Source organism: Pseudomonas viridiflava (genome assembly GCF_001642795.1).
Lineage (GTDB): Bacteria > Pseudomonadota > Gammaproteobacteria > Pseudomonadales > Pseudomonadaceae > Aquipseudomonas > Aquipseudomonas viridiflava.
In genome coordinates this window covers 234,979-252,002 of sequence record NZ_LKEH01000017.1, presented here as the reverse complement: position 1 = coordinate 252,002, position 17,024 = coordinate 234,979, and the positions used below count along the sequence as shown (strand labels likewise).

Below are 17,024 nucleotides of genomic sequence, written 5' to 3'. Positions count from 1 at the left end.
ATGGTTTACGAGACTATCTTGAGTGAGGTCAGAGACGGGGTCGGGCTCGTCACGCTCAACCGTCCCAAGGCGCTGAACGCGCTCAACGCTCGGTTGATCGATGAACTGAATCATGCGCTGGACGCTTTCGAAACTGACAGCACCATTGGCTGTATTGTGCTCACGGGCTCGGAAAAAGCCTTTGCCGCTGGCGCTGATATCAAGGAAATGGTCGATCTGACCTACCCGCAGATTTACCTCGATGACCTGTTTCGCGAAAGCGATCGTGTTGCTTCACGACGCAAGCCCATGATCGCCGCAGTTGCCGGTTTTGCATTGGGGGGCGGATGTGAGCTGGCGCTGATGTGCGACTTTATCCTTGCGGCTGACAATGCCCGCTTCGGGCAGCCGGAAATCAATCTGGGCGTACTGCCGGGGATGGGCGGCACCCAGCGCCTGACCCGGGCCGTCGGCAAGGCCAAGGCCATGGAAATGTGCCTGACCGGGCGCTTGATCGACGCCCTCGAAGCCGAGCGTGCCGGCATGGTGTCTCGGGTCCTGCCGCTGGAAGGGCTTCTCGACGAGGCGCTGCAGGCGGCCGCCAGCATCGCCGCGAAGTCCTTGCCTGTCGCGATGCAGGTCAAGGAAAGCGTCAACCGCGCCTTCGAAGTCAGCCTCGCCGAAGGCATCCGTTTCGAACGCCGTGTGTTTCACGCCACCTTCGCCAGTCAGGATCAGAAGGAAGGCATGCAGGCGTTCATCGAAAAGCGGCCAGCTGTCTTCAAGGACTGCTGATATTCAGGGCATCGCGCTGCTGCTGCGTCCAGTTCTGCTGGAAATAGGTATGCAGCGCCATGCACTCGCCGGGATGGATCAGCCACAGCTCCTGGGGCGTCTTGTGATATTCCCTGATCAGTTGCTGGCGATCGGCTTCGCTGAGGCCCAGATAACCCAGATCGTCGGTGATGCCTTCGAACAGGAAGTGCCTGGGCGCCAGACGAGCCAGATGATGCAGCCCCGGCTTGCGCATGCGCACGATGTACCAGATTCTCGCGGCCAGCGGTGCGCCGCGCAGACCTGGCAGCTTTGTCAGGCGCAGATCGCTGATGGTCAGGGTCTTTCGGGGTGGAGCATCGGGCGCAAACGTATCCAGCGTGGTATTGCCCCGCACCGAAATCATTTCCGGCGTCAGGTGCAGCTCGGTCTGCGCGCCTTTCACGTTGATGACCTTGTCCGATTCGATATGCAAGTGCTGGCCGGAGCGCAGATGCACGTAGACCGGCGACTTGACGTCGATCCCTTCCAGTCTTATCCGGGGTCTGTTTGCAGGCAGGGCTCTCGGTACGCCACAGATCACCGGGCGGTCCGGATCGCTGTTCAGGTGAGCGACGATCACGCGGGTGCCTGCCTGTAGCCGGGCGACCGGGTTGGCAGCCGCACACATCACCTGTGCCAGCGGCCACTGTTCGGGCTCATTTTCCAGACCGGATGCTTTCTGCCAGTCAAAGCGGATCGGCCTGTGGCCTGGCAGGCTGTCCTGCGCATCGACGATCAGCTCCTGAGGCATGAGTGTTGCCTCTTGAAGCTGGTTGATTCTCGGCCTGGGGTGTCTGAGCGCAGGGCGAAAGGGCATCGCCCAAGGCAACACCTTGAACCGATTCGTGTAGCCAGCGGCTGAAACGCTTTCGTCAGGTAGAGGGTCGTTTTCTGTTTCAGGCAGCGCACTGATGATGGCCGCAATGTCGTTGGGGTCTACGCCTTCCAGTGTCTGCAGCTGTCTGCCTGCATGGCGCACTTCGATCAGCAGCCACTGATCGTTGAGCAGCGGCTCGGGATGATTGAGTACGTGCATGATCTCGCCGCTGCGCAGGCCTGGCTGATCGCTGATGCCCTGAAAGTCCCGACGCTCGCAACGCAGCCGTTCCAGATGGCGCACGCTGCGTTGTTGTCGATGGGCCGTCGCCAGATCGGTCGGACGCTGGCTCGAAGAGGCTTCAAGGGATTCCCTGAGCGCTTGCGCTTCGCGTTCCGTGCGTGCTTTTGAGCCGCTGGAGTGGGTCGCCTGCCAGAACGGATCCTGCTGGCCGCTATGGATCGACCGGCGTTCGGCCAGATGCACAAGTGCAGTCGAGCGGTCGTGAGGGTCGCGACGGAACCGCGTGGGCAGCCGATGCTCGGTGAAGCTGGCCGGATCGTCGGAAAAGACCAGCGTATGGCTATCGGGTGCCTGTTCGAAACGGAAGTGAATGCCTTCCTCCTCGCACAGGCGCTGCAACAGGTGCAGATCGGTCTCATCGTACTGGATGCACAAGGGGCGACGTGGATAGAGCCCTGTCATCTGATCGAAGCGGTAGGCGGCTGTCGGCAGCCCATCGCGTTCAAGCAGATGGGCGATCAACTGTGGGGCGCTCATGTCGTGGTAAGCGCAGCGTCGAGGCTGCCCGGCCAGGTTTTGCAAGGCAGGCATCAGCACCAGTCGATAATGCGTCAGGCGACTGCCGACATACACTTCAATTGCATGATGGATCAGGCCGTGAACGCCTTGACCGGCAAAGCCGAAGCTTAGAAACGCGCTGCGCCCGATCAGGCTGGCCGTGTCCAGCGAGGCTTGCGTGCCGACCAGGTCGATATTGAAACGGTACACGTCGTTCAAGGCATCCAGCCCGGTAAAGCTTATGACATGCAGATCCATCTGGCAGTCGGCAATCGCCAAGGTCATTGGCATTTGCGGGTCTTTGCACATCGTCGGGCGCTCCCACCATGAAATTCAGGGTGCGAAGGTTACGAAATGCGTGAGTGCAAAAGCATCGTTTCAAAGTTTTTCAGAAAAGGACTACACGACGAAGCGCGAGCAGGCCTGAGATATTGAGCGCAGTGGCACGCTCATCGAAGCAATCACAGCCCGGCAGGGGTTTCATCTGGCGTGATCGCGTATAAAATGCGTCGCGCCGGAAACGTCTTTGCCGGCCACCCTTATTTTCAACGTCCTGCCACCCTTGCAGGCTGCCTCGCAGTCGCAGCGGGCGGGACGCACACTGGATCAAGAGAACAGACATGGGCGCACAGTGGAAGGTCAAGCATAAAGAAGCGGCAGCCAACGCCAAGGGACGTACGTTCGGCAAGCTGTCCAAGGAAATCATGATCGCGGCCCGCGCAGGCGCCGACCCTGACATGAACTCGCGGCTGCGTCTGGTGGTGGAGCAGGCCAAGAAAGCCTCGATGCCCCGTGAAACGCTGGAACGCGCGATCAAGAAGGGTGCAGGCCTGCTGGGTGAAAGCGTCAACTTCGAACACCTGACCTATGAGGGTTTCGCACCGCATCGCGTGCCGGTGATCGTCGAATGCCTGACCGATAACATCAACCGTACCGTGTCGGAAATTCGCGTGCTGTTTCGCAAGGGACAGTTGGGTGCGGCAGGCTCGGTGTCCTGGGATTTCAACTACCAGGGCATGATCGAAGCGGTGCCTGCGTCGCCGGACGCCGATCCGGACGAGGCGGCCATCGAAGCTGGCGCTCAGGACTGTGAGGCGGCGGAAGAGGGTGCCACCCTGTTCCTGACTGACCCCACAGACATGGACGCGGTGTGCAAGAAACTGCCTGAATTCGGCTTTACCGTGCAGTCTGCGCAGCTTGGCTATCGTCCGAAAAGCACAGTAGACGGCCTGACCGATGAGCAGATGGCAGAAGTCGAAGCTTTTCTGGAAGCCATCGATAACCACGACGACGTGCAGAACGTCTACGTGGGTCTGGCGGGCTGATCCACTCCGGTCTGGAGCGCCTCAGGCGCTCCATGCTTGCAACTTCATCAACACTTCCTCAAGCAGCGGCCTGCGTTTACAGTCAGGCTGGGCACAGCTTTTGTGAAGCTGCTCAAGTCCTTCACGGATCTGCGCGTCTTCGGCTGACGGCTCGCAACGCTCCAGCAGCTCCCCCAGCAGGATGCCGAATGCCCGCGTTTCCAGACGCTGCAGCGCCTGTCCCGCAGACTCGGACGGATGAAAAGAGGCCGCACCGAAGTCTCCCAGCAGACAATTGCCGTTTTCCTGCACCAGAATATTGTGCCCATACAGGTCGCCATGGCTGATGCCGCACGCGTGCAGGTGAGCGGTGACCGATGCGATGCCTGTGGCCAGACGCAGCAGTTCCGGCAGCGAGAACCGGGTATTGGCGTCGTAGATATCGCGACTGCAGGAGTCCAGGCTGGGTGGGCCAGCGAGGTTGCGGAAGTCGGGCGCTATCAGCTCCATCACCAGCCCACGTTGCTGTTCGGGGTGCTCCGCGATCTGCCCCAGCACCTCGATCAGGTGCGCATGTCGGCCCCCGGCAATGCAGGCGGCCATTTCATTGAGTGGCGAGCCATCGCTGGTTACATCGCCTTTGTACAACTTGACCGCTACCGTCTGCGCCTGCCCGTCGTCCTGCCATTCGGCCTGCTGAATGACGCCTGATGCTCCTTCACCCAGACGCTGCCCCAGGCTCAAGTGCCGCCATGGGATCTGCCGCACCGGCAGCGCCTCATGCTCCGGGCACAACGGGTTGTCTGCAAACGCCAGCCAGGCGAGGGCGGGCAGTTGCAGCAGCCAGTCAGGCAGTTCGGTCAGCCGGTTTGCGGCAATACGGATCAGCTCCAGCCTGTGACAGTCGGCCAGTGTCGGCGGCAGGCTCTGTAACCGGTTACCGGCCAGCATCAGCTTTTGCAGATCGGGTCGGCGACCCAGTTCGTCCGGCAACGACTCGATGAAGTTATCGGTCAGAATCAGCCAGCGCAGACGTGGCGGTAGCGCCGACGCGCTAACCTGCCGAATACGATTGGCCTTGAAGCCGACGATGCGCAGTTGCTCGCACCGCCCGATGCACTCAGGCAGATGGGTAAAGGCGTTGTCGGACCCGAACAGCACGTGCAGCCGAGTCAGGCGATGCAGGTCGTCCGGCAGATCGCTCAGCGAATTGCCACTGAGATTGAGGACTTCCAGCGTATCCGCCAGGTCGAAAATTTCCTGCGGGAATTCGGTCAGTCCGCAGGACAGGTCAAGACGCCGTATGCCGGCCAGCTTGCCGGCGCGCAGGTCTGCGAGGGTATGCATAGGTGTGGGTTCGGTCTTCAGTCGGACAAGCGCGCATCATAACGGCAGTTTTTGCAGGTCGCCGCAGATATCACCCTTCATGGCAGGCAGCGCTCTACCCACTGATGCACGGTGGCGAGGCTCGGCGGGGATTCGGAATAGAGAATCCGGTAGATCATGGGGGCGACGATGGCGTCGATCAATTCGTCGGCCGATGGCGACGGCTCGTTTCGACTCGCGGCGCGATCAATGATGGTCTGCAACTGCTCGCGAACGATTGATGCGCATTTGCCGCCACAGTTCGAGGCACTGGCCGCCACGTCACGCATCATCTCGCGCCCTGGCGCCGAGGACATTTCGTCCAGGTACATCTCGCTCCAGCTCAACAGATCAAGGCGCAGTTCGCCGTGATCGATGGGCTCATCCGGGCGCAGCCGCGCAATGGCAGCGTCGGCCAGCAGATTGGTCAGGTCGCCCCAGCGCCGGTAGATGGTCGACGGTGTGACGCCTGCGCGAGTCGCGATCAGAGGCACGCTGAGCGTCGAGCGGTCCTGTTCCAGCAACAGATCGCGAACGGCACGGTGAATGGATTCCTGCACACGGGCGCTGCGGCCTCCGGTGCGTACTGCTTCTTTGATAGCCATACGGCGGACCTTAACACAAAGTATTTGCTTTAAGCGGCATCAGACAGCACACTCCGCAAAAGCTAATTAATGGCTTTAAAAGGTTGCATCAGTGGAGAGTGTACCCATGTCCCTATCTTTGCAGAACCCGCAGCCCGATAGCCGGGGGCAAAGCCATCTGGTCTTTCTGGCCTTCACGACCCTGTGTTTCTTTGCCGCATCCAGCACGCCTACGCCGCTGTATCACTTGTATCAGGAAGCGTGGGGTTTTTCTTCCGGGATGCTCACGCTGATTTTCGCGGTCTATGCATTCAGCCTGCTCGCAGCGCTGTTGATGGGCGGATCACTCTCCGATTATCTGGGACGTCGCCCGGTCATTCTCGGTGCCTTGCTGATCCAGGCAGCCTCCATGCTGTGCTTCATCGCCGCCACGGATGTGACCTGGCTGGTGATCGCGCGGCTGCTTCAAGGTTTCGCTACCGGGCTGGCTGCCAGTGCGCTGGGCGCAGCGTTGCTGGACAGTGATCAGGTCCGTGGACCGCTGATCAACAGCATTTCCCCGATGTTGGGTATGGCGGTCGGTGCATTGGGTACAGCGCTGCTGGTGCAGTTCGCGCCGCATCCTTTGTTGCTGGCTTACTGCCTGCTGTTGGCGGCCTTTCTGGCGCAGGCGCTTTACCTGAAGCGAGTGCCCGAGACGGTCAGTCCGCAACCGGGCGCATGGCAGTCCCTGAAACCTTCGCTGCACGTGCCTGTGCAGGCCAGACGCATGCTGTGGCTGGTGCTTCCGGTGGACATAGCCGCCTGGGCACTGGGAGGATTTTTTCTGTCATTGAGTCCGTCCTTGCTGGCCGCTGCCACAGGTTCGACTTCGCCGCTGGATGGCGGACTTGCAGTTGCGGCACTGACGCTGAGTGGTGCGCTGGCCATTATGATCCTGCGCCAGCGTGCTCCAGAGCTGGGGCTCTGGGTCGGGGCAAGTTTCATGATCGTCGGAGTCGCGGTGATTCTGCTGGCCGTCAACTCAGGCGTGCTCTGGCTGTTCTTTTGTGGGGCGATGATCGCAGGAATTGGCTTTGGATCGAGTTTTCTCGGCGCGTTGCGCATGCTCATGCCGACGGCGCACGCACATGAGCGAGCGGGTCTGATGTCGGCCTTTCTGGTGCTTAGCTATCTGGCGTTCTGCATGCCAGCGCTGGCAGCCGGTTTTGCTGCGCGTTCGTTTGGTCTGGTAATGACCAGTAACGTCTATGGTGGGATCGTTATCGTGCTGGCATTGATGGCGCTGGCCGGATTGCTGGTGCACCGTGCTGCGGGCGCAGGCACGGCGCGGGATGAACGTGTCGCGTGATTGCTGACCCGAATCTGCCGGGCAAACGCCATCCTCTTCGGGAGGCCTCATCATGTCCTCGACGTCGCGCAGACACCGGACCGCGGGATGCGCCACTGCGTCTTCGACGTAGCGCTGTCGCGCGGCAAATACCGGACTGTGGGGGCGGACTTGTCCGCGAATGCTGCATTTCAGTCGCTGATCCTTCATCGGCTGTACCACCTCTTCGCGGACAAGTCCGCTCCCACAAAATCGCGTTTCTTCAGTGGATTACAGGTTGTTTGATAAGAGGCGTGTCCATTCAGCCTATTACGCGTTGTTCGATAATAGGCGGCTTGTCGGCGATTCGGTTTCCCGGACGACATCTATTACCGTCAGCGCAGATCCTGAACCATTTCCGTCAGCACGCTCAGCACGTCCTTGCCCAACTGCGCCGAGCGTTTGCCTGACCAGCCGGTGATCGGATCAGGGGCGTTGTCGTTGTCCTTGAACGGCATCTCCAGCGTCAGGGCCAGGCATTTGTAACGTTCGCCAATGCTGTTGCAGGCCAGGTTCATGTTGGCCTGGCCTGGAGCGCTGCGCGGGTAGCCGTACACACTCTGGAAATCGACCGTGATCTCACCCAGGCGACGACGGAATTGCTCTTCCAATTGCTGTTGTTTGGCGGTGTAGCCCGGATTGCCTTCGCAGGCTGCAGTGAAAACGTAAGGGATTTCTTCGTCACCATGCACGTCCAGGAACAGGTCGACGCCGTAGTGTTCCATCTGCTGTTTGACGAAAAACACCTCAGGGCTGAGTTCCTCGGTGCTGTCCTGCCAAGCACGGTTCAGGTCCTTGCCTTTGGCATTGGTGCGCAGATGACCGTGGAACGCGCCGTCGGGGTTCACGTTTGGCACCAGATACAGGTCTGCACTGGCCAGTAGCTGCTGCATGGCCGCATCGTCGTCCTGCTGAAGACGCTCGATAACGCCCTCCATGAACCATTCGGCCATGTGCTCACCGGGATGCTGCTGGGCGATGATCCAGATGTTGCGTTTGCCTTGCGCACCGTCGCCTTTGCGCAGCAACTGAATATCGCGGCCCTCGACGCTCTTTCCGGTCTCCAGCAGCTGCATCCCGGCCTGTTCCTGAGCCTGCTCGATCAGCCTTTCATGACGCTCGCGGCTGTAGGGTTCGAAATACGCGAACCAGACCTGCGGCTGGCTCGGCGACAGGCTGAAATCGAGTGCCTTGCCATCGAACCCGGACGGCACCCGGAACCATTCTTCGTGATCATAGGACGCGACAGCGTGATAACCGGTCCACGCGCTGTTGAACGTCGATTCGCTGGCGTTGGTCAGGCTGAAGGTGTGGGGTGCGCCGACCTCCATGCCTTCGACCTTGAAGTGGAACCACTGAAAATGGCCACTTTGCGTGTCAGGTCGGATGGCCAGTTTGATGCGAGCCGGGTTGCTGGCATCCAGAACTTGAATGTTGCCGCTGTCGAAGTCTGCGTCGATGATGAGGGTCAAGGTGCGTGCCTGCATATGTTGTGCGTTCAAGGCAGCCACTTTACACCGATCGGCTCGTCACGGACTTCTCTGAAACGGTCATTCAGCGTCAGGAAAGTACCTCGGCCGTGACCATCAGGCTGCACAGCAACGTGGTCAGCAGGCACCAGGCGAGATACACGCGCCGTTTGCGCCGGTGCCAGCCGCCGATTCCCAGCAATGAAGCCGGGGCCTGAAGTTCGCGCCAGATGCGCTCACAGCTCTGAAACGCCGCCAAGTGGCTGGAGTCCGCGTCGAGCCAGTGCCGAAATTCGATCCGCTCGCTGGCAGTCGCGCTTGGGCTTTGCAGATGCACGTACCAGCGGCTTGCCTGTTCCTGAATGGTCTGACCATCGAGGGCGGAATCGGAGGCGCAGCCATGGGCCTGCCTGAGCACGCGAACCATGGCGCGCTCTACCTTGGCGACATCGACATCTAGGAAGCGGGCAATCTCTGCGTAGGGCAAACCGTCGAGGCGGCTGAGCAGGAAAATCTGCCGGGTACGGCGCGACAGTCTGCCGAGGGTGTGGCAGGTTTCGATCGTACGCGCTGACGGAGCCAGGTCCGGCACCGTGGCGGGCAGGGGCAACAAGGGCGAGAGCTGACTACTCATGATGTATCGCTCGCTGATCTTCCATAGAAATTCTTCCTTGAACCTATAGGTTTCATCCATGACACATTCAGCCTAGTGAATGCGAGAATCGTTCTCAAGTGAAAAGGCGCTGCAATTGCGATTTATCTGAAGGTTTCAGTCATTGTCGGCGTAAAAAACTGACCTCATGCAGCGTTGCACTGATATCATCAGCGCCATTCTGAAACACCGTGCAACACCCCAGACTTCATTAGCCTGAAGCAGCGAAAAAACCAAAAAAAGACCCGGCAAAAAAGCCGGGTCAAAAACCGTGATTAGCCTGATGAGGAGATAATCTGCAAGCCGACCTAAGACTTCCAGGTTATCCAGCCAGTCTCGCGACCAGCTGATGCAATAATAATCATTATCATTTGCCAGTCAAATGTTTTGGCATCCTCATAGAAAGAAACAATCCATTGGCGCTCGTCGATGGATTGCGTCTTTTCCTCACTGTCTCTTCCTCGTCCTCAGTCCAGCGGCAGTTCTGTCGTGCGCTTGACCGTGCTCATGGCGATGTTGGAGTGTGCTTCGTGCACGTGCGGCAGTTGCAGCAGATGGTCGCGCAGAAAGCGCTCGTAGCTCGCAATGTCCTGTGCCACGACCTTAAGCATGAAGTCCATGCCGCCCGCCATGGTGTAGCACTCCAGCACCTCCGGGTGGCCGATGATCGCTTCTTCGAACTCGGCCAGATACCGCCTGCCGTGGCCTGAAAGCTTGACCTCGACAAACACTGTCATGCTCAGCCCCAGCTTTTGCGCGCTGAGCAAAGCAACGGTGCGCTCGATCACGCCTTCCTCCTGAAGTCTGTGTATGCGTCGCCAGCAGGGTGACTGCGACAGCTCGACACGCTCGGCAATCTCTGCCGCCGACAGATCGGCGTCATGTTGCAACAGGCGGAGAATCTTGCGATCGATAGGGCTCAATTTAAGCTGCATGAATTGACCTTGTTTTTTGTTTTTTTCGAAAAGGGCATGCTCAATATCAGCAGATATCTGCCAATTTAGAAAGAAAAAGCCTCTTTTCTACAGGCAGTCTAATGACAAGGCCGCCGGCTGGACCTTACCGGCGAGATGGACCTTACTCATAAGAAAGCCTGAATAAAAACAAGAGAGGTAATCGCATGACCCTGGCTGATATTCGTCTGGACGATAAATACCGGCTCGCCACCGGCAACCTGTACCTCACCGGAACACAGGCGCTGACCCGGCTGCCGATGCTGCAGAAGCAGCGTGACGAAGCGCGCGGGCTCAATACGGCGGGTTTCATTTCCGGCTATCGCGGCTCGCCGCTGGGCAATCTGGACAAAAGCCTGTGGGATGCGAAGGATTATCTCCAGCAGAACGCCATTCATTTCCAGCCGGGCATCAACGAAGAACTCGCAGCCACTGCCGTATGGGGCAGCCAGCAGGTCAATCTGTTTCCTCAGGGCAAGTACGACGGGGTGTTCGCACTCTGGTACGGCAAGGGACCGGGTGTCGATCGTTGCGGTGACGTCTTCAAGCACGGCAACTCGGCTGGCGTTGCGGCCAACGGCGGGGTGCTGATCCTCGCGGGCGATGATCACGGCTGCAAGTCGTCGACCATTGCGCACCAGAGCGAACACGCCTTCATCGCCTCGATGATTCCGGTGCTCAATCCCAGCAACGTTCAGGAAATCCTCGACTACGGCATCATTGGCTGGGAGCTTTCGCGCTACAGCGGTTGCTGGGTGGCGATGAAGACCATCGCAGAAAACGTCGACTCTTCTGCGGTCGTCGAAGTCGATCCGTTGCGCATGCAGACCCGCATTCCCGAAGATTTTGAGCTGCCCGAAGGCGGCCTGCACATTCGCTGGCCGGATCCACCGCTGGCCCAGGAAGCGCGCCTCAACACTTACAAGATCTACGCCGCCAGGGCGTTTGCTCGTGCCAATGAACTGAACAAGGTGGTCATCGATTCTGCCCAGCCGCGTCTGGGTATCGTGACCACAGGCAAATCCTATCTGGATGTGCGCCAAGCGCTCGAAGAGCTGGGCATCGATGAGCAACTCTGCGATCAGGTCGGCATTCGCGTGCTCAAAGTCGGAATGAGCTGGCCGCTGGAGCCGGTATCGGTGCATGACTTCGCCCAGGGTCTGGACGAGATTCTGGTGGTCGAAGAAAAGCGCAGCGTCATCGAAGACCAGTTGACCGGCCAGCTGTACAACTGGCCGGTAGACCGTCGCCCGGTGGTGGTTGGCGAGTTCGACGAGCAGGGCCGCTCACTGTTGCCGAACCTGAGTGAACTGACTCCGGCGATGATCGCCCGGGTCATCGCCAAACGGCTTGCTCCGTTCTACAGCAGCGCGCAGATCGACGCGCGCCTGCAGTTTCTCAGCGAGAAGGAAAAAGCCCTGCAGGCGCCGCTGTTCACTACCCAGCGCACACCGCACTTCTGTTCCGGCTGCCCGCACAACACCTCTACCCGAGTACCGGAAGGCAGCCGTGCACTGGCGGGTATCGGCTGCCATTACATGACGATCTGGATGGACCGTGCGACCGATACCTTCACCCAGATGGGCGGCGAGGGCGTGACCTGGATCGGTCAGGCACCGTTTACCGATACCCCGCACGTGTTTCAGAACCTGGGTGATGGCACCTATTTCCACTCGGGCCATCTCGCGCTTCGGGCGGCTGTCGCGTCCAAGGTCAACATTACCTACAAGATTCTCTACAACGATGCCGTGGCCATGACCGGCGGGCAGCCTATCGATGGCGTATTGCGCGTCGATCAACTGAGCCGTCAGGTGTTCAACGAAGGCGTGCAGCGCATCGCCCTGGTGTCTGACGAACCGGACAAATACCCGAACAGGGAAGGCTTCGCGCCGATCACCACGTTCCATCACCGACGCGATCTGGACAGCGTGCAGCGCGAGCTTCGCGAGTTCAAAGGCGTGTCGGTGATCATCTACGACCAGACCTGCGCCACCGAGAAGCGCCGTCGCCGTAAGCGCGGCACGATGCCTGATCTGGAAAAACGCGCGTTGATCAACCCGGCGGTGTGCGAGGGTTGCGGTGACTGTGGCGTGAAATCCGGCTGTCTGTCTGTGCTGCCGAAGGAGACTGCGCAGGGCCGCAAGCGTGAAATCGACCAGAACGCCTGCAACAAGGATTTCAGCTGCGTCGAAGGCTTCTGCCCGAGTTTCGTCACTGTTCACGGCGGCAAATTGCGCAAGCCGGTCCTGCCCAAACAGGTCGAAGCGTTCGCCACCTTGCCGGAGCCGACGCTGCCTTCACTGGAGCGGCCATTCAATATTTTGCTGCCTGGCGTCGGTGGCACCGGTGTGACCACCGTGGGCGCAATGCTCGGTTACGCCGCCAATCTGGAAGGCAAAGGCTGCAGCGTGCTGGATCAGGCCGGACTGGCGCAGAAATTTGGTCCAGTGGTCAGCCATATCCGCATCGCAGCGCGCCAGCAGGATCTCTTTGCCGTGCGGATTGCCGCTGGCGAGGCGCATCTGCTATTGGGTTGCGACCTGTTGGTGGCAGCCGGGCCGGATGCGATTGCCAAGCTGGACAGCGCGATTTCCCATGCGGTGGTCAACAGCCAGCAGACGCCGACTGCAGAGTTCACCCGCAACCCGGATGCCGTGTTCCCGGTCGAGGCCATGAAGCAGACCATCATCGATGCGGTGGGCGCGGACAAGACCCATTTCGTCGAAGCCACCTCGCTGGCGACCCGGTTGATGGGCGACAGTATCGCCAGCAACCTGTTCATGCTCGGTTATGCCTATCAATTGGGCTTGATCCCGCTGACGTCGAAGGCCATCGAGAAGGCCATCGAGCTTAACGGCGTTTCAGTCAGTCTCAACCAGCAGGCGTTCCTGTGGGGACGTCGCACCGCCCACGATCCGGTTGCGGTGGAAGCATTCGTCAATCCGAAACAGCAGCCCGTCGAGCCGCCACAACTGACGCTGGAACAGCGCATCCAGAGCAATCTGGCCACGTTGTCCGAGTACCAGAACCAAGCCTATGCCGATCGCTACCTCAAACTCGTACAGCGTGTGCAGGATGCCGAAGCAAGGGTCTTCCCCGGTCAGCAGCCCACGCTGACCGAGGCCGTTGCGTTCAACTACTTCAAGCTGCTGGCTTACAAGGACGAATATGAGGTGGCGCGCCTGTACAGCAACGGTGATTTCACGCGGCAACTGGAAGCGCAGTTCGAAGGGGATTACCGCCTTGAATTTCATCTGGCGCCGTCATGGCTTGCCAAGCGTGACCCGCACACCGGGCAGCCGCGCAAACGCAGCTTCGGTCCCTGGATGTTGCGGGCATTCGATGTGCTGGCGAAATTCAAGTTTCTGCGTGGCACCGCGCTCGATCCGTTTGGCCGCAGCCTTGAGCGTCGTCAGGAGCGCGAGCTGATCGAGCGCTACGTCAGCGATGTCGAGCTGATTCTGCAGCACTTGCAGGCTGGCAATCGTCACACTGCGTTGAGTCTGGCACGCCTGCCTGAGCGTATCCGCGGCTATGGCTACGTCAAGGAGAGTGCAATGAAGGCTGCTGCGTTGCAGGCGAATGTGCTGCGTCGCATTCTTGAAAACGGAGAAGTGGCTGCGCCGAAGTTGTATGAGGTGGCGGCGTAAACAGAGCCTGTCTGGTTATTTATAACTGACGGATTGCGCATTCACGGCGGATGCGCAATCCATTCTTTGTATTCAAAGGCGTGTTAATTCTATCTGGGCATATGCTTTTGAGTGGTTTTTGTTGGGTGTCGTTATCAAATACTATTGAGCTGATTAATATATTTGAATTTAATTTTTCACAGATGGTCGCCAACGTTTAAAATAAAAAGAATATTTGCTCTAAGTTTAAAGTTTGAAGTTGTGATGCCGAAAACTTGATGCAGGTTGCACCGGCAGGGAGTCGCCAAATACATCACACTCAAAAACTTATCAAGAGCTTTATATGCTGACTACTCTTCTGGGCAATATCAGTGTCCGGTCCAAACTTGTTCTGGGCTTCACACTGGTTATTTTGCTGACTGTACTTATCGCCTTTACAGGCTGGTCGGGCATTGTCTCGCTGAGCGAGCGTAGCGAACGCACCGCCGACATCGGCAAGCTGAGCACCCTGACACGCGACATGCGCATCGCGCGCCTGTCGTTCACGATCAACTATGATGCCGAGCGCGCCAGCAACTGGCTCAAAGCGTACGAGAATCTCGATAACCATGTGCGCTATGCGGCCACGGTGTTCACCTCCGAAATCAATGTGCCGCTGATCAATGCGTCGCAGGCTGCCATGAAAGATTATCGGATTCATTATGACAACCTGATGCAAGCCACCGAAGCGCGGGAAGCCACACGACAAGTGTTCGGTCGGCACGCGGATGCGGCAGCGGAAGACCTGCAGAAACTGCAAAACGTCGCAAACTCCAGTGAGGGCAGTGCGCAGTTGCGGGAAACATCCGCTCAGGCATTGATGGTCTTTCAAAAAATGCGCTTCGATGTACGCGGGTACACTTTTTCGCTCAAGGCTGACAGCAAACTGGTCGCTGAAGCGTCCATCAAAACAGCCATCGACTTCATGAAAACGTTGAGCGGATTCAGCGGTCAGGCCGATACCGTTAAACATCTTCAGGATGCCTTGACTGCTTATCAGAGCGCGATTGGTCAATTCGTCAGCGCGCAGGCCAGAATCGATGAAGCTCAGGCCGGTGTTTCCAAAAACATCGAGATCCTGCTCGCCTCCGCCGACCAGCTTTCCAAAAATCAGGTCACCCTGAGAATGGAGGATATGAATCAGGCCAAATCCCTGCTGATTCTCTGGCTGGTGTCGGCACTGGCGGTCAGTATCCTTGCGGCCTGGGTCATCACCCGACTGATCGTCGGCCCGTTGATGGAAACGCTGAAGCTGGCCGAACGTGTGGCAGATGGCGACCTCACTGACAGCCGCGTCATCACCCGCAAGGACGAACTGGGTCTGCTCCAAGGCACCATGCAACGCATGACAGGCAACCTGCGTGAACTGATTGGCGGCCTGCGCGATGGCGTCACCCAGATCGCCAGCGCGGCGGAGCAGTTATCTGCCGTTACCGAGCAGACCAGTGCCGGGGTTAACAGCCAGAAAACCGAAACCGATCAGGTCGCGACGGCGATGCATGAGATGTCCACGACCGTGCAGGACGTGGCCAGAAATGCCGAGCAGGCCTCGCATGCCGCAGTCAATGCATCGAAAGAAGCGCGTGAAGGCGATAGCGTCGTTGCCAGGGCGATCACTCAGATCGAAAGTCTGGCCAGCGAAGTTGAACACTCCAAGTCCGCCATGGACGAGCTGAAAAGCGAAAGTAACAAGATTGGCGGCGTTCTGGACGTGATCAAGGCGGTTGCCGAGCAGACCAATCTGCTGGCGCTCAATGCGGCTATTGAAGCGGCTCGCGCCGGTGAAGCCGGTCGAGGCTTCGCGGTGGTTGCCGACGAGGTGCGCAGCCTTGCGCAACGCACCCAGACCTCTACAGAGGAAATCGCCTCGCTCATCGGTGGTCTGCACAGCCGAACGGCACAGGTAGCGACCATTCTGGAGAGCAGCCGGGCGTTGACCGAAAACAGCGTGGAACTCACCCGCGACGCCGGGCGATCCATTAACAGCATTACGTCGTCGATCTCGACCATCGAGACCATGAATCACCAGATCGCCGCAGCTGCCGAACAACAGAGCGTGGTGGCTGAGGAGATCAATCGCAGCGTGCTGAAAGTGCGGGATATTTCCGAGCAGACCGCATCCGCCAGCGAAGAGACGGCTTCATCAAGCATCGAACTGGCGCGCCTTGGTGTGCACCTGCAAGGTCTGGTAAGTCGTTTCAAGGTCTGATTTCAAGGCATCTCCGTAAGGCGATGCCTGACGATTCCGGCGCGTGGGCAATACGGCGCGCCGGATCAACGGCCCCACATCTCCATCGCGAAGTCGACGAAGCTGCGCAGCTTTGGCAGTCGATAACGGTCCTGCACATACAACAGATTCATGGGGCGTCTGGGTAGCTGATAATCCGGCAACAGCGCCAGCAGACGGCCTTCATCCAGATCGCGTTGCACCAGCGCGTCCGACAGCATCACCACACCCATCCCCACGCGGGCAGCGTTGCATAAGCCTGACGAGGTATTGATCAGCATGGAACCCTGCACGTCCACCAGCACTTCACCTTCTGCGCCGGTCATGCGCCAGCGTTTGCCTGTGTCACGCCATCCATCACCTGCCTGATAGGCGAACGCCAGACAGTTGTGTGCACGCAAATCCTCAGGCCGGGTTGGCGTGCCGTGGCGAGCCAGATAGTCGGGTGAGGCGCAGATGGTCAGGGTGTAATCCTGCAAGGGTCTGGCAATCAGCGGCGAAGCGTCGGGAAGGGCGCCGAGCCGAATGGCAATGTCGAACCCATTGTCGATCAGGTCCAGCCGCTGATCGCTCAGAACCAGATCGAGCCTGACTTTTGGAAAGCGTCTGGAGAATTCGGCCATTGCCGGAGCCAGCACCTCCGAGCCGAAGGTCATGGGGGCCGTGACGCGCAGGGTGCCTGCGGGTTCGCCCTGGGTCTGTTCGGCAATTCGTTCGGAGGCAGCCACCAGCCCCAGCACTTCCAGACAGCGTTCGTAGTATTGCGTACCGAACTCGGTCAGGCGCTGACGGCGCGTCGTGCGGGTCAGCAGACTGACGCCCAGACGCTGTTCCAGCGAGCGCAGGTGATTGCCCACCATGGTGGTGGAAATCGAACACGCTTGGGCGGCACCCGTCAGGCTGCCGGTTTCGACTACTTTTACGTACACGGTCATCGCCTGAAACAGGTCCATTATCAATCTCAGCTTTAAAATGATTGAAGTGATTCGCGGTTTATCCAGCGCAGGTGGTTAACGATAC

12 protein-coding genes and 1 pseudogene are annotated in these 17,024 nt (G+C 59.0%); 6 read left to right on the top strand and 7 right to left on the bottom strand.

What is annotated here, in order from left to right; translation table 11 throughout:
* The gene (locus AO065_RS02295) at positions 1 to 774 is read left to right on the top strand and encodes an enoyl-CoA hydratase (RefSeq protein WP_004882095.1); all 774 of its coding nucleotides are present in this window, start codon (positions 1 to 3) and stop codon (positions 772 to 774) included.
* On the opposite strand, the gene AO065_RS02290 is transcribed toward AO065_RS02295, so the two are convergent.
* Complete coding sequence (locus tag AO065_RS02290) at positions 761 to 2,704, bottom strand: type VI secretion system Vgr family protein (protein ID WP_050562163.1); 1,944 nt, start codon at positions 2,702 to 2,704, stop codon at positions 761 to 763. The genes AO065_RS02295 and AO065_RS02290 overlap by 14 nt on opposite strands.
* A 329-nt stretch (positions 2,705 to 3,033) precedes the next feature.
* Here AO065_RS02290 and AO065_RS02285 point away from each other — a divergent pair, with 329 nt between their 5' ends.
* Complete coding sequence (locus AO065_RS02285; RefSeq protein WP_004882098.1) at positions 3,034 to 3,738, top strand: YebC/PmpR family DNA-binding transcriptional regulator; 705 nt, start codon at positions 3,034 to 3,036, stop codon at positions 3,736 to 3,738.
* Between the two features lie 21 nt (positions 3,739 to 3,759).
* On the opposite strand, the gene AO065_RS02280 is transcribed toward AO065_RS02285, so the two are convergent.
* Positions 3,760 to 5,064, bottom strand: coding sequence for a leucine-rich repeat-containing protein kinase family protein (locus AO065_RS02280; RefSeq protein WP_004882100.1), 1,305 nt, complete (start codon positions 5,062 to 5,064; stop codon positions 3,760 to 3,762).
* A 77-nt stretch (positions 5,065 to 5,141) separates the two neighbouring features.
* On the bottom strand, positions 5,142 to 5,687 hold the full coding sequence (locus AO065_RS02275; protein WP_004882102.1) for a TetR/AcrR family transcriptional regulator: 546 nt from the start codon (positions 5,685 to 5,687) through the stop codon (positions 5,142 to 5,144).
* A gap of 106 nt (positions 5,688 to 5,793) precedes the next feature.
* Between AO065_RS02275 and AO065_RS02270 the strand changes: the two genes are divergently transcribed.
* Positions 5,794 to 7,017: an MFS transporter gene (locus AO065_RS02270; RefSeq protein ID WP_004882104.1), complete on the top strand. Its 1,224-nt coding sequence runs from the start codon at positions 5,794 to 5,796 to the stop codon at positions 7,015 to 7,017.
* Positions 7,018 to 7,370: 353 nt separating this feature from the next.
* Here AO065_RS02270 and AO065_RS02260 read toward each other — a convergent pair whose 3' ends face one another.
* The 3 genes from AO065_RS02260 to AO065_RS02250 form a co-directional block, all read right to left on the bottom strand.
* Complete coding sequence (locus AO065_RS02260; RefSeq protein ID WP_032650931.1) at positions 7,371 to 8,507, bottom strand: M14 family metallopeptidase; 1,137 nt, start codon at positions 8,505 to 8,507, stop codon at positions 7,371 to 7,373.
* Positions 8,508 to 8,595: 88 nt separating this feature from the next.
* Positions 8,596 to 9,138: a DUF4880 domain-containing protein gene (locus tag AO065_RS02255; RefSeq protein ID WP_032650933.1), complete on the bottom strand. Its 543-nt coding sequence runs from the start codon at positions 9,136 to 9,138 to the stop codon at positions 8,596 to 8,598.
* Positions 9,139 to 9,623: 485 nt separating this feature from the next.
* A complete protein-coding gene (locus AO065_RS02250) occupies positions 9,624 to 10,091 on the bottom strand; it encodes an Lrp/AsnC family transcriptional regulator (RefSeq protein WP_004882112.1) in 468 nt (155 codons plus the stop codon).
* A 185-nt stretch (positions 10,092 to 10,276) separates the two neighbouring features.
* Between AO065_RS02250 and AO065_RS02245 the strand changes: the two genes are divergently transcribed.
* The 3 genes and pseudogenes from AO065_RS02245 to AO065_RS27685 all read left to right on the top strand — a co-directional run bounded on the left by AO065_RS02245 (position 10,277) and on the right by AO065_RS27685 (position 15,986).
* Entirely contained in the window at positions 10,277 to 13,759 is a 3,483-nt protein-coding gene (locus AO065_RS02245; RefSeq protein WP_004882114.1) for an indolepyruvate ferredoxin oxidoreductase family protein, read from the top strand.
* 322 nt (positions 13,760 to 14,081) lie between these two features.
* Positions 14,082 to 15,083: pseudogene (locus AO065_RS27690) on the top strand (methyl-accepting chemotaxis protein); the annotation flags it as partial.
* 30 nt (positions 15,084 to 15,113) lie between these two features.
* The gene (locus AO065_RS27685; protein WP_412778577.1) at positions 15,114 to 15,986 is read left to right on the top strand and encodes a methyl-accepting chemotaxis protein; all 873 of its coding nucleotides are present in this window, start codon (positions 15,114 to 15,116) and stop codon (positions 15,984 to 15,986) included.
* Positions 15,987 to 16,051: 65 nt separating this feature from the next.
* Here the strand turns inward: AO065_RS27685 and AO065_RS02235 are convergent, their stop codons facing one another.
* Positions 16,052 to 16,957 (bottom strand): LysR family transcriptional regulator, encoded by a 906-nt coding sequence (locus AO065_RS02235; protein ID WP_004882117.1) that lies wholly within the window; start codon positions 16,955 to 16,957, stop codon positions 16,052 to 16,054.
* Positions 16,958 to 17,024: the final 67 nt, after the last annotated feature.